Consider the following 18,815-nt stretch of genomic DNA (forward strand, 5'->3'; position numbering starts at 1 on the left):
GCCATGACCGAGTCGCTGACGGCTTTCGAACTGCTGCTGCAGATCGACCAGCGCTGTCGTCTGCTGGCGGCGGATCTGCCGTCCCAGCCGACCCGGCAGGACCGCTGGAGCGGCATCGGTTTTCGCCTGGGCGAACACTGGTACGTCGCGCCCATGGGCGAAGTCAGCGAGGTTTTGCACGAACCGCGTTTCACTCAATTGCCGGGCGTCAAACCCTGGGTCAAGGGCGTGGCCAACCTGCGCGGGCGATTGCTGCCGATCATGGATTTGTGCGGCTTCTTCGGTCATGAACAGTCGACCCTGCGCAAACAGCGGCGGGTGTTGGTGGTGGAACACGGCGAAGTGTTTGCCGGGTTGATGGTCGACGAAGTCTTCGGCTTGCAGCACTTTGCCCAGGACAGTCTGGAACCGGTGTCGATGGCCGATCTGCACGGGCCGATTTCAGCGTTCGTCAAAGGTCGGTTTCAGCGTGAGCAGACGTGGCAAATATTCAGCCCGTTCACGCTGGCGCAGTCGCAAAGCTTCATGCATGTAGCGCTGTAAACGCGGACCCCTGTAGGAGCGAGCCTGCTCGCGATTGAACGATAACGCGGTGTTCCTGAAACACCGCGGCGCCTGAATCGCGAGCAGGCTCGCTCCCACAGGAGACCTTCGGTGTGCTTTAGGGTGTTGGTTAACAGGCGAGGACCGATGATAAAAACAAAAACAGGCAAGCCAGAAGGATCGCGCAGCCGTTCGCAGATCATCGTGCTGTTCATCGCGCTGATCATCTTCATCATGCTGCTGTTCGCCAACTTCGCTTACCTCAACACTCAGGCCACGTACGACAAACAGTACATCGGCCACGCCGGCGAGTTGCGCGTGCTGTCCCAACGCATCGCCAAGAACGCCACCGAAGCCGCTGCCGGCAAGGCTGCGGCTTTCAAGCTGCTGAGCGATGCACGCAACGACTTCGCCCAGCGCTGGGGTTACCTGAAAAAGGGCGACCCGACCACCGGCTTGCCGCCGGCACCGTCCACCGTGCGCCCGGAAATGCGCGCCGTGCAGCTCGACTGGGAACGCCTGCTGAAAAACACCGACGCAATCCTTTCCAGCGAGCAGACCGTGCTGTCGCTGCATCAGGTCGCCGCGACGCTGGCCGAAACCGTGCCGCAGTTGCAGGTCGAGTACGAAAAAGTCGTCGAGATCCTCTTGCAGCGTGGTGCTCCGGCCGGTCAGGTCGCCATGGCCCAGCGTCAGTCGCTGCTGGCCGAACGTATTTTGGGCGCGGTGAACACCGTGTTGTCCGGCGATGAAAACTCGCAGCAAGCCGCCGACGCTTTCGGTCGTGACGCGGCGCGATTCGGTCAGGTGCTCAATGGCATGCTCCAGGGCAATGCGTCGCTGCGGGTCAGCCAGGTCGAAGACCGCGATGCTCGCGCCCGGTTGATCGAGATTTCCGAGCTGTTCGAATTCGTCTCCGGCTCTGTGGATGAGATCCTCGAAACCTCGCCGGAGCTGTTCAAGGTTCGCGAATCGGCGAGCAACATTTTCACTCTGTCGCAAACCCTGCTCGACGAAGCCTCGCACCTGGCCACCGGGTTCGAAAACCTCGCCGGCGGGCGCGACACCGACACTATTGGCGGCTACGTGCTGGGCCTGTTGGCGCTGATGTCGATCATCCTCATCGGCCTGGTGATGGTGCGCGAAACCAATCGCCAGCTGCGCGAAACCGCCGAGAAGAACGAGCGCAACCAGAACGCGATCATGCGCCTGCTCGACGAGATCGAAGACCTGGCCGACGGCGACCTCACTGTGACTGCCTCGGTGACCGAAGACTTCACCGGGACCATTGCCGATTCGATCAACTATTCCGTCGATCAACTGCGCGATCTGGTGGCAACCATCAACCTCACCGCCGGCCAGGTCGCCGCTGCGGTGCAGGAAACCCAGGCCACCGCCATGCACCTGGCCCAGGCTTCGGAGCATCAGGCGCAACAGATCAGCGAAGCCTCGACCGCGATCAACGACATGGCCCAGTCCATCGATCAGGTCTCGGCCAACGCTGCCGAGTCCTCGGCGGTGGCCGAGCGTTCGGTGGAAATCGCCAACAAGGGCAACGAGGTGGTGCACAACACCATCCACGGCATGGACAACATTCGCGAGCAGATTCAGGACACCGCCAAGCGGATCAAGCGTCTGGGTGAGTCCTCGCAGGAAATCGGCGACATTGTCAGCCTGATCGATGACATTGCCGACCAGACCAACATCCTCGCGCTAAACGCGGCGATTCAGGCCTCGATGGCCGGTGATGCCGGGCGCGGTTTTGCGGTGGTAGCCGACGAGGTACAGCGGCTGGCCGAGCGTTCGTCCGCCGCCACCCGGCAGATCGAAACCCTGGTGCGGGCGATCCAGACCGACACCAACGAGGCGGTGATTTCCATGGAGCAGACCACCACCGAAGTGGTGCGCGGCGCGCGTCTGGCGCAGGATGCCGGAGTGGCCCTGGAAGAAATCGAAGGGGTATCGAAGACCCTGGCGGCGCTGATCCAGAGCATTTCCAACGCCGCGCAGCAGCAGACGTCTTCGGCCGGCCAGATTTCCCTGACGATGAACGTGATCCAGCAGATCACCACGCAGACTTCGTCAGGCTCCACCGCCACCGCCGAGAGCATCGGCAACCTGGCGAAGATGGCCAGCCAGCTACGGCGTTCGGTGTCCGGTTTCACCTTGCCGGCCAAGTCTGCGAACAACGCTTGAACCGCCTCAGGGCGTACGCATTTGATTGGAGTAGTTATGGGTGATCGGCACGACTATGTGGCCCTCGAGTGGGTCAAAGGCGAGATTGCCGAAACGCTGAAAGTGGCTCATCAAGCAGTCGAAACCCTGCTTGATGACCCTCAGGCGACGCACGCCCTCAGCGAATGCCTGGCGTGCATCCATCAGGTTCACGGCAGTTTGCAGATGGTCGAATTCTACGGCGCGGCCCTGCTCGCCGAAGAAATGGAACACCTGGCCACAGCGTTGCAACAGAACCGCGTCAGCCATCGCGACGAGGCGCTCCACCTGTTGCTGCAAGCCCTCGGGCAACTGCCGATCTACCTCGACCGGGTGCAAGGCGCGCGCCGTGACCTGCCCCTAGTGGTGCTGCCATTGCTCAACGACTTGCGCAGTGCCCGGGGCGAGAGCCTGTTGTCGGAAACCAGCCTGTTCAGCCCGCAATTACCCGACCTGCCGGCTCTGAATGAAGAGTCGCTGGCACTGCTTGAACCGGCGGACTTTCCCAATGTGCTGCGCAAGTTGCGACAGATGCTGCAAATGGCGCTGGTCGGGTTGCTGCGTGAACAGGATGACGACACTAATCTCGGTTATCTCACCAAGGTTTTCTCACGACTTGAAGGTCTGTGCGGCAACGCGCCCTTGAGCCCGTTGTGGCAAGTTGCCTCGGCGCTGGTAGAAGGCATGCGCGGTGGCTCGATCGCCAACAGCCCGGCGCTGCGCAGCCTGTTCAAGGACGCTGACAAAGAACTCAAGCGCCTGCTCGAGCAGGGCATCCGCGGCATCAATCAGCCGGCACCGCCGGAGTTGCTCAAGAGTTTGCTGTTCTACATTGCCAAGGCCGAACATCCCACCGGGCAGATGCTGACCATGAAAGATCGTTACTCACTGGACGACGCGCTGCCTGACAGCGCAATGGTCGACGAAGAACGCGCCCGCCTGGCCGGTCCCGACCGAGACGCCATGCGCTCGGTGCTGGCCGCGCTCTGTGAGGAGCTGGTGCGGGTCAAGGAGCGCCTCGACCTGTTCGTGCGCAGCGACCGCCAGCACACCTCGGACCTTGATCTCTTGTTGGCGCCGCTGCGGCAAATTGCCGATACCCTGGCGGTGCTGGGTTTCGGCCAGCCGCGCAAAGTCATCATCGATCAACTGGCGGTGGTGCTGAGCCTTGCTCAAGGTCAGCGTGAGCCCAACGACGCCATTCTCATGGACGTCGCCGGGGCTTTGCTCTACGTCGAAGCGACGCTGGCCGGCATGGTCGGCACCGTTGAGCCGGAGAGCCAGGAAGAAAGTCATCTGCCGACCACCGACCTGACGCAGATCCACCAGATCGTGATCAAGGAAGCGCGCATCTGCCTGCAACAGGCCAAGGACATGATCGTCGACTACATCGACGCCGACTGGGACCGCCAGCATTTGCAAGACTTGCCGGCGTTGCTGACCCAGGTGCGCGGCGCGCTGTCGATGATTCCGTTGAGCCGTGCGGCGAGCCTGATCGAAACCTGCAACCACTTCATTCGCGAACATCTGCTGCTCGAACCGGGCCAGCCCGGCTGGCAGGAACTGGACAGCCTGGCGGACGTCATCACCAGCATCGAGTACTACCTGGAGCGTCTCAGCGACGACCCCGAGGCACCCGGCGAACCCTTGCTCGACGTGGCGGAAAAAAGCCTGGCGGCACTCGGGTTTTTCCCCAGCGAACTGCATGTGCCGATACTCGAGGAGGTGCTCAGCCCGAGTGAAGCCCGGGTCATGCAGGACCTGCAGGCGCTCGATGATCCCGATACCGTGCAGTCGCTGGCCGACGTATTGGCCAGCCCGGTGTCGTCGGTCAATCCGCCGGCCCTGGCCACCCCGGGCAGCCTGCTGCCACCGCCCGTCGGCGAAGAACCGGTGGATGATGAGCTGCGGGAAGTCTTTCTCGAAGAAACCGATGAAGTCCTGGATATCCTCCGGGAATACTTGCCACGCTGGACGGCCAATCCGGACGATGAACCCGCGTTGAGTGAATTGCGCCGGGCGTTCCACACCTTGAAGGGCAGTGGCCGGATGGTCCGTGCGCTGGTGCTGGGCGAGCTGGCGTGGGCGGTGGAAAACCTGCTTAACCGCGTGCTGGAGCGCAGCGTTGCGCCGGGGGCGGCGGTGCAACAGTTGCTCAGCGATGCACTGAACCTGCTGCCGGAGCTGGTGGCCGAATACGCCGCCAATGCCCAGCGCCAGCGCAACGATGTCGACCAGTTGGCCGCTCGCGCCCATGCCCTCGCCAAGGGCGATTTACCCGCCAGCGATGAAGACACCCAGGATGTCGCGGCCCTCGATCCGCTGTTGCTGGAGATCTTTCGCAAGGAAGCCGAGACCCATCTCGCCAGCCTCAACCGCTTCCTCGACCAGGCCGCCGAGCATGTGCCGTTGCAGGCCAGCGACGAGTTGCAGCGGGCATTGCACACCTTGAAGGGCAGCGCTTCGATGGCCGGCGTGTTGCCGATCGCCGAGCTGGCGACACCGCTGGATCAACTCGCCCGCGAATACAAGGCGCACCTGATCCCCCTCGACCTCGACGAAGTCGAATTGCTGCTGGAAGCCGAAGGTCTGTTCCGTCTCGGGCTGCGGCAACTCAAGGATGATCCACTGGCCGAGATACCGGATGCTGATTCGCTGATCGAGCGCACCAAGGCGCTGCTCGCCGAGCGTCTGGACGCGCTGTTGAAAGCGCCGAACACCGCGTTGCGAATCAAGCGCGATCCGCAACTGATCAACAACTTCCTGGCTCAGGGCATGGACATCCTGCTGGACGCCGAAAGCCTGTTGCAGCGCTGGCAGCAGCACCCCGGCGAGCGTCAGGAACTCAGCGCCTTGCTGGACGAATTGACCACCTTGGGAGAAGGCGCGCACCTCGCCGACTTGCATCCGGTGGATGAACTCTGCGAAGCGTTGCTCGACCTGTACGGCGCGGTGGAAGAGAGCAGCCTGGCGGTCAGCGACCGGTTTTTCAATGAGGCGCAAAGTGCCCACGAAGCGCTGATCAACATGCTCGACGAACTGGCTGCCGGCCAGGAAGTCAGTCCGCAACCGGATCGCATCCGGGCCTTGCGCGGCTTGCTCGATGAAAGCCTTGATCCGTCGTCCATGGGCCTGATCCGCAGCGACGGCAGCCGCACCCTGAGCATCCGGGAATTGGGCAGCGCCACTGCGGAACTGGAACAGACAGCGACTCAGGTCGAGCTGGACGATGAGATCGTTTCGATCTTCCTCGAAGAAGCGGTGGACATCCTCGAGAGCGCTGGCCAGGCCTTGCAACGTTGGCTGAGCGACCCGGAAAACGCCGCGCCGCTGTCGTCCTTGCAGCGCGATTTGCACACCCTCAAGGGGGGCGCGCGGATGGCCGAGGTCGAGCCGGTCGGCGACCTGGCCCATGAATTGGAAAGCCTTTACGAAGGCTTGGTGGACCGCCGTTACAGCCACAGTGAAACCTTGGCGCAGCTGCTGCAACAGAGCCATGACCGCCTCGCGGTGCTGCTTGAACAGCTGCAAAATCAGCATGCCCTGGGTGCCCCGAACGAGCTGATCGAAGCCATTCGCGAGTTCCGTCAAGGCAATGCCAACAGCGCCGAAGTGGCGGAACCCGCACCGGCCAATGACTCGCCGGGCCATGATCCCGAACTGCTGGAGATCTTCCTCGAGGAAGGTTTCGACATCATCGAAAACTCCGGCGCGGCCCTTGTGCGCTGGCAAGCCGAGCCGTCGAACCGCCAGGAAGTGGAAACCCTGTTGCGCGACCTGCACACCCTCAAGGGTGGCGCGCGGATGGTGGAAATTGCCCCCATCGGCGACCTCGCCCATGAGCTGGAATTTCTCTACGAAGGCCTGTCTGCTGGCGTGCTGCAACCGACCCCTGCGTTGTTCGCGCTGCTGCAAAGCAGTCACGACCGGCTGGCACAAATGCTCGATGCCACCCGCGCCGGTCAGCCCTTGCCGCCAGCCGATCGGTTGATCGACGCGATCAAGAACTTCAGTCATCCCGCCGTTCTCGAAACGCCGATGGTAGCGCCTGCCGTACCGAAACCCGACACCCCCGCGCCGCAAGCCGAGGCGGGCGCCGACATGGTCAAGGTCTCGGCCGAACTGCTCGACGATCTGGTCAATCTGGCCGGCGAAACGTCGATCTTCCGTGGCCGTATCGAGCAACAGGTCAACGATGCGCGGGTCGCCTTGAGCGAGATGGAAACCACCATCGAGCGTATGCGCGATCAGTTGCGCCGACTCGACACCGAAACCCAGGGACGGATTCTCAGCCGCCAGCAAGTCGACGCCGAGCGCCTGGGCTACGAAGAATTCGATCCGCTGGAAATGGACCGTCACTCGCAGTTGCAGCAGTTGTCGCGGGCGCTGTTCGAATCCGCCTCCGACCTGCTCGACCTCAAGGAAACCCTCGACCGCCGCAATCAGGACGCGGAAAACCTGCTGCAACAGCAGGGCCGCATCAACACCGAATTGCAGGAAGGCCTGATGCGTACGCGCATGGTGCCGTTCGAACGCATGCTGCCGCGCTTGAAACGCATCGTCCGTCAGGTCTCCAGTGAGCTGGGCAAAGACGTCGAGTTCATTGTCGGCAACGCTGAAGGCGAGATGGATCGCAACGTGCTCGAACGCATGGCGGCACCGCTGGAACACATGCTGCGCAACGCCGTGGACCACGGTCTGGAGTCGGCCGAGGTGCGTATCGCGGCGGGCAAACCGGCTCAGGGCCGGATCACCCTGGACCTGTCGCGAGAGGGCGGCGACATCATTTTCGACATCCGCGACGATGGCGCGGGTGTGCCGCTGGAGGCGGTGCGGCGCAAGGCGATCAAGCGTGGTTTGCTGTCCGAGGACGCCGATATCAGCGACCGAGACGTGCTGCAATTCATCCTGCAACCGGGGTTCTCTACCGCCGAGAAAATCACCCAGATCTCCGGACGTGGCGTGGGCATGGACGTGGTTCACGAAGAAGTTCGGCAGCTCGGTGGCACCATGGTCATCGACTCGACACCGGGGCAGGGCGTGCACTTTCGCATTCGCCTGCCGTTCACCGTGTCGGTCAACCGCGCGCTGATGGTGCAATGCCTGGAGGATCAATACGCGATCCCGCTGAACACCATCGACGGCATCGTTCGCGTGTTGCCCAACGAACTTGAAGGGCATTACCGGCTCGATCCACCGACCTACGAATACGCCGGGCAACGTTATGAACTGTGCTATCTCGGCGAGCTGCTGAAAACCAGCACCCGCCCAAAACTGTTGGGCCAGAGCCTGCCGCTGCCGGTCTTGCTGGTGCAATGCAACGAGCGGCATATCGCCGTGCAGGTTGACTCCATGGCCGGCACTCGGGAGATCGTGGTCAAAAGCCTCGGCCCGCAGTTTGCGTCGGTGCAGGGGCTGTCCGGGGCGACGATTCTGGGCGATGGCAGGGTGGTGCTGATTCTCGACTTGCTCGCGCCGATCCGCGCCATGCAGGCCCGTGTGCCGCAACAGCCGGCGACACACGACGTTGAGGTCGAGCCGCATAAACCGCTGCTGGTGTTGGTGGTCGACGATTCGGTCACCGTACGCAAGGTCACCAGCCGTTTGCTCGAACGGCACGGCATGAACGTGCTGACCGCCAAGGACGGGGTCGACGCCATGCTGCTGCTTGAAGAACACCTGCCCGACGTGATGCTGCTGGACATCGAAATGCCGCGCATGGACGGTTTCGAAGTGGCGACCCAGGTTCGCGGAGACGAACGTTTGCAGCACTTGCCGATCATCATGATCACCTCCCGCACCGGCCAGAAACACCGCGACCGTGCGATGGCCATTGGCGTCAACGACTACCTCGGCAAGCCGTACCAGGAATCGGTGCTGCTCGACAGCATCGCCCTGTGGAGCAAAACCCATGCTTGAACACCGCACCAGCAATCTCACCGGGCTGCTGTTGCCCTTGGCCGACCGCAATCTGATCCTGCCCAACGTGGCGGTCGCGGAGTTGATTGACTATCAACCGGGGGCGTTCGATCTGGATACGCCGCCGTGGTACCTGGGGTTGGTGAAGTGGCGGGATCGGCAGATTCCGTTGCTGAGTTTTGAGTCGGCGTGCGGCAATAAAATCGTCATCGGCGAGCGGGCGCGGATCGTGATTCTCAATGCCCTCGGTGGGCGGCCGGAGTTGAAGTTTATTGCGCTGCTGGTGCAGGGGATTCCGCGGTCGTACAAGCTGGACAGTCAGTTGAGCTATGTGGATGTGCCGTTGTGTTCGCTGGAACAGGCGGCGGTTCAGGTTGGGGAGCAAGTGGCCAAGGTGCCTGACTTGTTGGCACTGGAGGAACTACTTGTGAGTGCCGGGTTGATCTGACTGGCCCCTTCGCGGGCAAGCCTCGCTCCTACAGGATTCGCGTAGTCCTTGTAGGAGCGAGGCTTGCTCGCGATGGCGGCCGTCAATTCACCTCAAACCTGACGGCTAAACTTTGGCCTGAGCCCGCAGCTGCATCTGCAACGCCTCGTTATGATCCAGCGCCCGCTCCACCAACAACTGCACACCATCGGCCATTCGGCTGAGCGCCAGGGCTACTGAGCGGCGTGAGCCTTCAACATCGTCTGCCAGATCGGCAGCGATAGCACTGATGGACAGCAAGTCTTCAGAGGCGTTGGCCAGAAGGGCTTCGGTATCGATATCGGGGGAGACGGTGAAGAGGGGATGCTTGCGGCGCTTGCCCGGTTTTTCGTGGGCTGGGGGAAAATAATAAGAGAAGACGCGGTCAGCGGCTTCCTTGAGTTTCTCGGCTTCGAGGGATGCGTCGGAATCGGTGTCGGTTTCCGGGGGATTGGGAGTGGCTTTGAACATTGTGAATCTCCGCTTATGGTTTAGAGCTGTCCCTTCCGGTTTCCGATCGAATGGGTGGCAGCTGTACGCAGGATGGAAACCCGGGAAACGGCAACCCGGATGACCCGAAGGTCTCCCGCGCACAGCCGCCATAACGGAGCGCACACTTTAAAAGTGCGCAAGCATACGTCATGAGTGGCGTTTTTATGCCGTTTGCTCCTCGGGGTTTCCAATCCCGGTCGCTGAATTGGCAGCGACCCATAAACGATAAAGATCAGCGCAAAAACCCGCTAGTCAGCGGCTTCCGGCATTGCTGTAGGCCGCGACGCCAGACTGCGTAGCCTCTCACCGTTGCTGTGGACAAACCTTTAAACACAAATCCCCATTTGGCTGGCGACGGTTGAAGAGTCCCAAAAAGGGACTGATTAGTCCTCTTTTGGGACTTGTCGCTGATTGCTGTGGAGCTTTCTGAGGGCAGTTGTTTCAACACGAAAAATAAGTGTGTTCGAAGTCCACCCCTCACCCCAGCCCTCTCCCCAGAGGGGAGAGGGGGAAAGGGAGCCGATCTTCAAGCTTTTCAAAACTTGAGTTCGACTCGGTTTTTCAGGTCGATGTATAGCGTAAGACACCTCGGTCAGTCCCCTCGCCCCTCTGGGGAGAGGGTTAGGGTGAGGGGTGGATCTAACAGCCACCCAATACTTCAAACCATTACCCTAGCCGTAACGATCCGCCTCTCTGCTTGATTGATGCCCCCACCCAACACTCCTAAGGTGACTCCCACGACAGCGAACCCGTGGAGTGGTCATGACAACAACAATATCCCCCGACTCGCGATGGACGCGGCGGCGCAGCGAAAAGCAGCGGCGTCTCGAACTGGTGCGAGGCCTGGCCGACGGTGTGGTGCTGCCCACCGACAATATCGTCGCGGCGCTGGAGGCCTTGATCCTGCCCGGCGACCGCGTGGTGCTGGAGGGCAATAACCAGAAGCAGGCGGATTTCCTCTCCCGTTCCCTGGCCAAGGCCGATCCCGCCAAACTGCATGACTTGCACATGATCATGCCCAGCGTCGGCCGTTCCGAGCACCTGGACCTGTTTGAACGCGGCATCGCCCGCAAACTCGATTTCTCCTTCGCCGGCACCCAGAGCCTGCGCATCAGCCAGTTGCTGGAAGACGGTCTGCTGGAAATCGGCGCGATCCACACCTACATCGAGCTCTATGCGCGGCTGGTGGTCGACCTGATTCCCAACGTCGTGCTCTCGGCCGGTTTCATGGCCGACCGCGCTGGCAACATCTACACCGGCCCCAGCACTGAAGACACCCCCGCATTGATCGAACCCGCCGCCTTCAGCGATGGCATCGTCATCGTCCAGGTCAATCAGTTGGTGGACGATGTCAGCGACCTGCCGCGCGTTGACATCCCCGCGTCCTGGGTCGATTTCGTGGTGGTGGCGGACAAGCCGTTCTACATCGAACCGCTGTTCACCCGCGACCCACGGCACATCAAGCCTGTGCACGTGTTGATGGCGATGATGGCGATCCGCGGGATCTACGAGAAACACAACGTCCAGTCCCTGAACCACGGCATCGGTTTCAACACCGCCGCCATCGAACTGATCCTGCCGACCTACGGCGAATCCCTCGGCCTCAAAGGCAAAATCTGCCGCAACTGGACGCTCAATCCGCACCCGACCTTGATTCCAGCTATCGAAAGCGGCTGGGTCGAAAGCGTGCATTGCTTTGGCACCGAACTGGGGATGGAAAACTACATCGCCGCGCGGCCGGACGTGTTCTTCACCGGGCGCGACGGCTCCCTGCGTTCCAACCGGATGTTCTGTCAGCTCGCCGGGCAATACGCGGTGGACCTGTTTATTGGCGCGACTTTGCAAGTCGACGGCGACGGCCATTCTTCTACCGTGACGCGCGGTCGTTTGGCCGGTTTCGGCGGTGCACCAAACATGGGCCACGATCCGCGCGGTCGCCGTCATAGCACGCCGGCCTGGCTCGACATGCGCCATGACGATGCCCCCGAAGCGTTGCTCGAACGCGGCAAGAAACTCGTGGTGCAAATGGTCGAGACCTTCCAGGAGGGCGGCAAACCGACCTTCGTCGAAACCCTCGATGCGATCGAAGTGGCGAAAAAAAGCGGCATGCCACTCGCGCCGATCATGGTCTACGGCGATGACGTTACCCACCTGCTGACCGAAGAAGGCATCGCCTATTTGTACAAGGCGCGTTCGCTGGAAGAACGCCAGGCGATGATCGCCGCCGTGGCCGGGGTGACCGCCATCGGCCTGCGCCACAACCCGAAAGACACCGCGCGCATGCGCCGCGAAGGCCTGATTGCCTTGCCCGAAGACCTCGGTATCCGCCGCACCGACGCCACCCGCGAATTGCTCGCCGCTAAAAGCGTGGCCGATCTGGTCGAGTGGTCCGGTGGCCTCTACAACCCGCCCGCCAAGTTCAGGAGCTGGTAATGCACGCATTCAACCTGCAACCGAAAACGCTTTCCCTGGCTGAACAGCTGGCGGACATGGCGGTGGACGCGCTGATCGACGAAGCGGACCTGTCGCCGAAACCGGCGCTGGTCGACCGTCGTGGCAACGGCGCCCATACCGATTTGCACCTTGGGCTGATGCACGCCTCGGCGCTGTCTCTGTGGCCTGCATTCAAAGAAATGGCGGAAGCAGCCGGCAAGTACGGCGAAGTCTGCTTGCCGCTGCGCGAAGCCGTCGGGCGTATTGGCCGGGAAGGGGAGCAAGCAATGCTCGCCACCACCGGCGGCGTGAACACTCATCGCGGGGCGATCTGGGCTTTGGGTCTTTTGGTCACTGCCGCGGCGCTGGAACCTCAATCCAGCAGCGCAAGCTCGGTCACTTTGCGCGCCGCACGCCTCGCTTTACTCGACGACCGTTACGCACCACGTCCACTCAGCCATGGTGCCCAGGTTGCTCAACGTTACGGCGCTCGCGGTGCCCGTGAAGAAGCGCAGCTTGGTTTTCCTTCGGTGCTTCAACGAGCGCTGCCGCAACTCAAACGCAGCCGCGCCTTGGGCCATGGCGAGCAGAACGCCCGGCTCGATACCTTGCTGGCGATCATGACCCGACTGGCCGACACCTGCGTGCTTTACCGCGCCGGCGAACACGGCCTGCACACCATGCAGCTCGGTGCCCAGGCCGTACTCGATGCGGGCGGCAGTGCCAGCCTCGCCGGTCGCCGCCGTCTGCACGAATTGGACGAACAATTAATCGCATTGAATGCGTCGCCCGGTGGTGCAGCGGATTTGCTCGCCGCCTGCCTGTTTATCGACCGCATCGAGTCCGGAGCTTGCTGATGGAAACCTTATCCTTTGAATTCCCCGCCGGGCAACCGCCACGGGGCCGCACGCTGGTGGGCTGTGTCGGTTCGGGCGATCTGGAAGTGCTGATCGAACCGGGTCAGGCCGGCAAATTGACGATCAAGGTACAGACCTCGGTCAATGGCGCGGAACAACGCTGGCAGCATCTGTTTGCCCGGATGTTCGACGGCCAGACACCGCCGGCGATGGTCATCGATATCCACGATTTCGGTGCGACGCCCGGCGTGGTGCGCTTGCGTCTGGAACAAGGCTTCGAGGAGATCGGCCATGACTGATCTCCTGCACAAACATAGCTTCGTCGAGCTCGGCGCCCGGCAAAGGGCGAAAGCCTTACTCGACGCTGGCACTTTCCGTGAATTACTCGACCCGTTTCAACGCGTCATGTCGCCATGGCTGTCGCGCCAGGGCGTGGTCCCGCAAGCCGACGACGGCGTGGTGATTGCCAAAGGCAGCATCGGTGGTTTGCCAGTGGTGATTGCTGCGATCGAAGGCGCGTTTCAAGGCGGCAGCCTCGGTGAAGTCGGCGGGGCGAAAATGGCCGGCGCGCTGGAATTGGCCGCCGAAGATAACCGCAACGGCATCCCGACCCGCGCCGTGTTGTTGCTGGAAACCGGCGGCGTGCGTTTGCAGGAAGCCAACCTCGGGCTGGCAGCGATTGCCGATATTCATGCGGCGATTGTCGACCTGCGTCAGTACCAACCAGTAGTTGGCGTGGTGGCCGGAAGTGTTGGCTGTTTTGGCGGGATGTCGATTGCCGCCGGGTTGTGCAGCTATTTGCTGGTAACTCAGGAAGCGCGGCTTGGCCTCAACGGTCCGCAAGTGATCGAGCAGGAAGCGGGGCTTGAGGAATATGACTCTCGCGACCGTCCTTTCATCTGGAGCCTGACCGGTGGCGAGCAACGTTTTGCCAGTGGTTTGGTGGACCGTTATGTCGCCGATGATGTGGCGCAGATTCAGCAGCAGGTCGGCGAATTGCTCAAGCAAGGTTTGCCGGAGCAACAACGTAGCCGTCAGGCCGATCTGTTCCTGCAACGGCTTGGCCGTCTGGACGCCGAGCCGCAAATTGAACCGTCAGTGGTTCGCGATCTGTATCAAGGAGAGCGCTCATGAGTTCGTATTCCCTGAGAGGCTTGAGCTGGTTCAACGCCTTGAGTGCGGGCGCCAAACCCGTGGATGGTTTGCCCGCTTCATTGAAGATGGCCGACGGTGTGTTAGGTGATCAGCCTGTTCGGTTTATTGCGGTGGTGGCTGATCCCGACAACCGCTTCGCCCGTGCGCGCAATGGTGAAGTCGGTCTGCTCGAAGGTTGGGGCCTGGCCAAGGCTGTGGATGAAGTCATCGCAACTGATCTGGATAAACCGCACAAGCGTGCCTTGATCGCCATCGTCGATGTGCCGAGTCAGGCCTACGGTCGGCGCGAAGAAGCGCTCGGGATTCATCAGGCTTTGGCGGGCGCGGCGGACAGTTATGCCCGCGCCCGGTTGGCCGGTCATGCGGTGATCGGTTTGCTGGTGGGCAAGGCAATGTCCGGGGCGTTTCTGGCGCATGGTTATCAGGCCAATCGCTTGATTGCCCTGCGTGATCCGGGCGTGATGGTGCATGCGATGGGTAAAGCGTCGGCGGCGCGGGTGACCTTGCGCAGCATTGAGGAGCTTGAAGCGCTGGCCGCCAGCGTGCCGCCGATGGCCTATGACATCGACAGCTACGCGAGCCTTGGATTGCTTTGGGAAACCTTGTCGGTCGAGCAGATTGAACGGCCAACCGCAGCCGACCTGACGCGTGTGACTGAATGCCTGAATCAGGCAATCGGCGATGTCGCCGCGACGGGGCGCGACCTGAGCGGCCGTTTGGGCGCGAGCAACCGCGCAGCTTCGAGCAAGGTTCGTGAACTGCTGAGAGCGCAGTGGTGAATACGTTTCTGGCCCACGACCTGCTCTGGGGCATGACTCCCGAGCAGCTGCCGGTGGACGCGCCTGCGTGGGTGATCGACTCGATCAGTGCAGGGCAACCGGTTGTGGTTCGGCGTGCGTTGAGGGCAGCGGATCAAATTGCGGTCGGCGTGCGTGGACGTTTGCGTGAGCAGCGTTATGCGACCTCGATGGCGATCGATGCGATTTCGCGTCGCGTAACACCCGAAGAACTTTGTCGTGTCTCGATTGACCGGGATTTGCCGGCAGTCCACGCCCTCAATCATTTACGGCCGATGCTCGATGCCTGCGGTTGGGTGTGGGGTATTAGCGGCAGCGCGGGTTTTGAACTGGCCAGCGGTTTTCAGGCATTGCATGAGCGTAGCGATCTCGACTTGATCCTGCGCACACCGCAACCATTGGATCGATTGCAGGCGCAGGAGCTGGTGAGGATTCTGGACACTGCTGCGTACCAGGTGGACATGCAGTTGCAGACACCTTTGGGTGCGGTCGCCCTGCGTGAATGGGCCGGTTCTGCTCGCCGGGTGTTGCTGAAAAACGCCCGTGAAGCCTGCCTGGTCCTTGATCCGTGGGAGGAAGCAGCGTGAGCAGCTTGCTGGTGTTTCCCGGCCAAGGCGCGCAGCAGCCGGGCATGCTCCATCGTTTGCCTCGCGAAACGGTGATCGAGGCGAGTGAAACGCTTGGCGAAGACGCGTTGCTGCTGGATTCTGCCGAGGCATTGAAGTCGACAAGGGCTGTTCAGCTGTGCCTGTTGATCGCCGGTGTCGCGGCTTCGCGTCAGCTAGCCATGTTGCCGGATTACGTGGCGGGATTGTCCATCGGCGCCTATCCCGCAGCGGTGGTTGCCGGAGCCTTGAGCTTCAACGATGCGCTGCATCTGGTGAGCCTGCGCGGTGAATTGATGCAGCAGGCTTATCCACAAGGCTACGGCATGACCGCGATCATCGGTCTTGATTTATCCACAGTGGAAGGCGTGCTGGCACAGGTTCACAGCGTCGATACGCCGGTTTATCTGGCCAATATCAATGCCGATAACCAGGTGGTCATTGCCGGCAGCGATGCTGCGATGAAAGCCGTCGCCGAGCTGGCCCGGGTTCGCGGTGCGGGTCTGGCCAAACGTCTGGCCGTCAGCGTGCCGTCCCATTGCCCGTTGCTGGAAACTCCGGCGAAAACCCTCTCTGAAGCCTTCGCCAACGTGCAACTGAAAACCCCGACAGTGGGCTACCTGAGCGGCAGCCGCGCCCGGCCCATCATCAACGTTGAAGCCTTGCGCGACGACCTGGCGTTCAACATGTGCAGCGTGGTGGATTGGCGCGGCACCGTGCAAAGCGCTTACGAGCGTGGCGTACGTCTACAGATCGAACTGCCGCCCGGTGCGGTGCTGACCGGGCTGGCGCGCCGGGTGTTCGAGCAAGGCACCGTGATTGCTTTCGACGGTGCGCGACTCGATACCTTGCAGGCGCTGTTGCGTGAGGAGGGAAGCCGCCAACTCTAGACCTCCGACTCGGGCCTTCGAACAACAAAAACAACATTCGACGATGCACTTTGAGGACAACAACAATGATTATTTACGGTGTGGCGCTGTTGGCGATCTGTACGCTGGCAGGGGTGATCATGGGCGATGCGCTAGGCGTGTTACTGGGCGTCAAATCCAATGTGGGCGGGGTCGGGATTGCGATGATCCTGTTGATCTGCGCGCGGTTGTGGATGCAAAAACGCGGCGGCATGACCAAGGATTGCGAGATGGGCGTCGGCTTCTGGGGCGCGATGTATATTCCGGTGGTGGTCGCCATGGCGGCGCAACAGAACGTCGTCACCGCTCTGCATGGCGGCCCGGTGGCGGTGCTGGCGGCGATTGGGTCAGTGGTGATCTGCGGCTGCACGATTGCGCTGATCAGCCGCACTCACAGAGGCGAACCCTTGCCTGATGAACCCGAGGAAATCACCCCGGTCGGCACGCCAGTAGGAGGTCGCTGATATGTGGGATCTCATCGAGAAAGGCCTGGAACATAACGGCTTGGTCACAGCGTTCGCATTCGTTGGCGTGATCATGTGGGTGTCGGTGGTGTTGTCCAAACGGCTGACGTTCGGGCGGATTCACGGTTCGGCGATTGCCATTGTCATCGGACTTGTCCTGGCGTGGGTCGGCGGCACCATGACCGGCGGGCAGAAAGGTCTGGCGGACCTGACGTTGTTCTCCGGTATCGGGTTGATGGGCGGCGCGATGTTGCGTGACTTCGCCATCGTCGCCACCGCGTTCGAGGTGCAGGCGACCGAAGCGAAAAAGGCCGGGTTGATTGGCGTGATTGCGCTGCTGCTGGGCACGATCCTGCCGTTCATTGTCGGCGCGAGCATGGCCTGGGTGTTCGGTTATCGCGATGCGATCAGCATGACCACCATTGGTGCGGGCGCCGTGACGTACATCGTCGGGCCGGTGACTGGCGCGGCGATTGGCGCGAGTTCGGATGTGGTGGCGTTGTCGATTGCCACCGGGTTGATCAAGGCGATTTTCGTGATGGTTGGCACGCCGATGGCCGCGCGCTGGATGGGGCTGGATAACCCGCGCTCGGCGATGGTGTTTGGCGGGTTGGCCGGGACCGTTAGCGGTGTGACGGCCGGGTTGGCGGCGACGGATCGGCGGTTGGTGCCTTATGGCGCGTTGACTGCTACGTTCCATACCGGGCTTGGGTGTTTGCTTGGGCCTTCGTTGTTGTACTTCATTGTTCGTGGGATTGTGGGGTAGGGCTCAAAAACCACCCCTCACCCTAACCCTCTCCCCAAAGGGGCGAGGGGACTGATCCGGGATTTCTTCAGAAATTCTGCGACCTGAAATATCGAGCCGAACTCAGGTTTCGAGATCCATGAAGATCGGCTCCCTTTCCCCTCTCCCCTATGGGGAGAGGGCTGGGGTGAGGGGTGGATCTAAGCCGCACCATAGAAATCCAACCCTTACACAGACCCACCCACAGCATTGCGATTCGCATACATCCGACACTCCGCCAACAACGCCAGCAAATTCGGATCCCGCTCCTTGGCCTTCAAAAACACCACCCCAATGTGCTGCTGCAACCGATACTTTTCCTGCAACGGAATCAGCTTCACCCGATTCTCATACACCGCCGCAATCCGCCCCGGCAGCAATGCATAACCCACTCCCGAGCTGACCATGCTCAGCAGGGTAAAGATGTCGTTGACCTGCATCGCCACCTTCGGCTCGAACCCCGCCTGCTTGAACACACGATTGCCGTCCTGGTGCGTGGCAAACCCTTGAGTCAGGGTGATGAACGTTTCGTCGCGCACTTCGGCCAGGTCAACTTCCGCCCGTTGGGCAAACTTCGAATCCGCCGGTGTGGCCAGGAAGATGTCATCGGAGAACAGTGGAATCTGCTCGCAGTCCGGGTCGTTGACGCTGTCGTCCAGGGACACCAGGATCGCGTCGACTTCCATGTTTTTGAGCTTGTACAGCAAGTCGAAATTCGAGCCGAGGATCAGGTCGATGTTGAGTTCGCTGCGGCGGATTTTCAGGCCCATGATCAGCTGCGGCACGGTCTTCACCGTCAACGAATACAACGAGCCGAGCTTGAAGCGTTCAGCCGAGAACCCGGCCGCTTCGCGGGTCAGGCGCACGGTTTCGACCACGTCCTGGATCAGTTTCTGTGCCCGCTCTTCCAGCACATAAGCGCTTTCCAGCGGCGTCAGGTTACGGCCTTCATGCTTGAACAGCGGGCAGCGCAGGGCGCTTTCCAGGGAGTGGATCGCCCGGTGCACGCTGACGTTGCTGGTTTGCAACTCGGCGGCAGCCCGGGCCAGGTTGCCAGTGCGCATGAAGGCGAGGAACACCTCGAGTTTTTTCAGGGTCAACTCTTCGTCGATCAGCATGGCGTGGACTCTTATTCGAATGGCTCGATTGTGCACGTACGAAGGGAATTGTGATCTGAA

General features: G+C 61.5%; 15 protein-coding genes. 13 read left to right on the forward strand and 2 right to left on the reverse strand.

Annotation, left to right across the window (positions count from 1 at the left end; all coding sequences use genetic code 11):
• The first annotated feature begins 3 nt into the window (after positions 1–3).
• The 4 genes from ACRC4F_RS08675 to ACRC4F_RS08690 all read left to right on the forward strand — a co-directional run bounded on the left by ACRC4F_RS08675 (position 4) and on the right by ACRC4F_RS08690 (position 9,124).
• The gene (locus ACRC4F_RS08675; RefSeq protein ID WP_438658927.1) at positions 4–543 is read left to right on the forward strand and encodes a chemotaxis protein CheW; all 540 of its coding nucleotides are present in this window, start codon (positions 4–6) and stop codon (positions 541–543) included.
• A gap of 147 nt (positions 544–690) precedes the next feature.
• A complete protein-coding gene (locus tag ACRC4F_RS08680) occupies positions 691–2,739 on the forward strand; it encodes a methyl-accepting chemotaxis protein (RefSeq protein WP_438658928.1) in 2,049 nt (682 codons plus the stop codon).
• Positions 2,740–2,775: 36 nt separating this feature from the next.
• A complete protein-coding gene (locus tag ACRC4F_RS08685) occupies positions 2,776–8,676 on the forward strand; it encodes an Hpt domain-containing protein (RefSeq protein WP_438658929.1) in 5,901 nt (1,966 codons plus the stop codon).
• Positions 8,669–9,124 carry a chemotaxis protein CheW gene (locus ACRC4F_RS08690; RefSeq protein WP_438658930.1) on the forward strand — a complete coding sequence of 152 codons (456 nt, stop codon included), beginning with the start codon at positions 8,669–8,671 and terminating at the stop codon, positions 9,122–9,124. The genes ACRC4F_RS08685 and ACRC4F_RS08690 overlap by 8 nt, the downstream gene beginning before the upstream one ends.
• Positions 9,125–9,229: 105 nt before the next feature.
• On the opposite strand, the gene ACRC4F_RS08695 is transcribed toward ACRC4F_RS08690, so the two are convergent.
• Positions 9,230–9,613 (reverse strand): DUF6124 family protein, encoded by a 384-nt coding sequence (locus ACRC4F_RS08695; RefSeq protein ID WP_438658931.1) that lies wholly within the window; start codon positions 9,611–9,613, stop codon positions 9,230–9,232.
• 783 nt (positions 9,614–10,396) lie between these two features.
• Between ACRC4F_RS08695 and mdcA the strand changes: the two genes are divergently transcribed.
• The 9 genes from mdcA to madM all read left to right on the forward strand — a co-directional run bounded on the left by mdcA (position 10,397) and on the right by madM (position 17,619).
• Positions 10,397–12,067, forward strand: coding sequence for a malonate decarboxylase subunit alpha (gene mdcA, locus ACRC4F_RS08700; protein WP_010466882.1), 1,671 nt, complete (start codon positions 10,397–10,399; stop codon positions 12,065–12,067).
• On the forward strand, positions 12,067–12,924 hold the full coding sequence (locus ACRC4F_RS08705) for a triphosphoribosyl-dephospho-CoA synthase (RefSeq protein ID WP_438658932.1): 858 nt from the start codon (positions 12,067–12,069) through the stop codon (positions 12,922–12,924). The genes mdcA and ACRC4F_RS08705 overlap by 1 nt, the downstream gene beginning before the upstream one ends.
• Positions 12,924–13,223, forward strand: a complete 300-nt coding sequence (locus tag ACRC4F_RS08710; protein ID WP_438658933.1) for a malonate decarboxylase subunit delta — start codon at positions 12,924–12,926, stop codon at positions 13,221–13,223. The genes ACRC4F_RS08705 and ACRC4F_RS08710 overlap by 1 nt, the downstream gene beginning before the upstream one ends.
• Complete coding sequence (locus ACRC4F_RS08715) at positions 13,216–14,058, forward strand: biotin-independent malonate decarboxylase subunit beta (protein ID WP_438658934.1); 843 nt, start codon at positions 13,216–13,218, stop codon at positions 14,056–14,058. The genes ACRC4F_RS08710 and ACRC4F_RS08715 overlap by 8 nt, the downstream gene beginning before the upstream one ends.
• Positions 14,055–14,858, forward strand: a complete 804-nt coding sequence (mdcE, locus tag ACRC4F_RS08720; RefSeq protein WP_438658935.1) for a biotin-independent malonate decarboxylase subunit gamma — start codon at positions 14,055–14,057, stop codon at positions 14,856–14,858. The genes ACRC4F_RS08715 and mdcE overlap by 4 nt, the downstream gene beginning before the upstream one ends.
• Positions 14,852–15,463 (forward strand): malonate decarboxylase holo-ACP synthase, encoded by a 612-nt coding sequence (locus ACRC4F_RS08725; protein ID WP_438658936.1) that lies wholly within the window; start codon positions 14,852–14,854, stop codon positions 15,461–15,463. The genes mdcE and ACRC4F_RS08725 overlap by 7 nt, the downstream gene beginning before the upstream one ends.
• On the forward strand, positions 15,460–16,371 hold the full coding sequence (mdcH, locus tag ACRC4F_RS08730; RefSeq protein ID WP_438658937.1) for a malonate decarboxylase subunit epsilon: 912 nt from the start codon (positions 15,460–15,462) through the stop codon (positions 16,369–16,371). Before ACRC4F_RS08725 ends, mdcH begins: the two co-directional genes overlap by 4 nt.
• Positions 16,372–16,436: 65 nt before the next feature.
• Positions 16,437–16,853 (forward strand): malonate transporter subunit MadL, encoded by a 417-nt coding sequence (madL, locus tag ACRC4F_RS08735; RefSeq protein ID WP_438658938.1) that lies wholly within the window; start codon positions 16,437–16,439, stop codon positions 16,851–16,853.
• 1 nt (position 16,854) lies between these two features.
• Entirely contained in the window at positions 16,855–17,619 is a 765-nt protein-coding gene (gene madM, locus ACRC4F_RS08740) for a malonate transporter subunit MadM (protein WP_150658389.1), read from the forward strand.
• A gap of 206 nt (positions 17,620–17,825) precedes the next feature.
• Here madM and ACRC4F_RS08745 read toward each other — a convergent pair whose 3' ends face one another.
• Positions 17,826–18,755 (reverse strand): LysR family transcriptional regulator, encoded by a 930-nt coding sequence (locus ACRC4F_RS08745; protein ID WP_438658939.1) that lies wholly within the window; start codon positions 18,753–18,755, stop codon positions 17,826–17,828.
• Positions 18,756–18,815: the final 60 nt, after the last annotated feature.

It is taken from the genome of Pseudomonas sp. (assembly GCF_051660785.1).
GTDB lineage: Bacteria > Pseudomonadota > Gammaproteobacteria > Pseudomonadales > Pseudomonadaceae > Aquipseudomonas.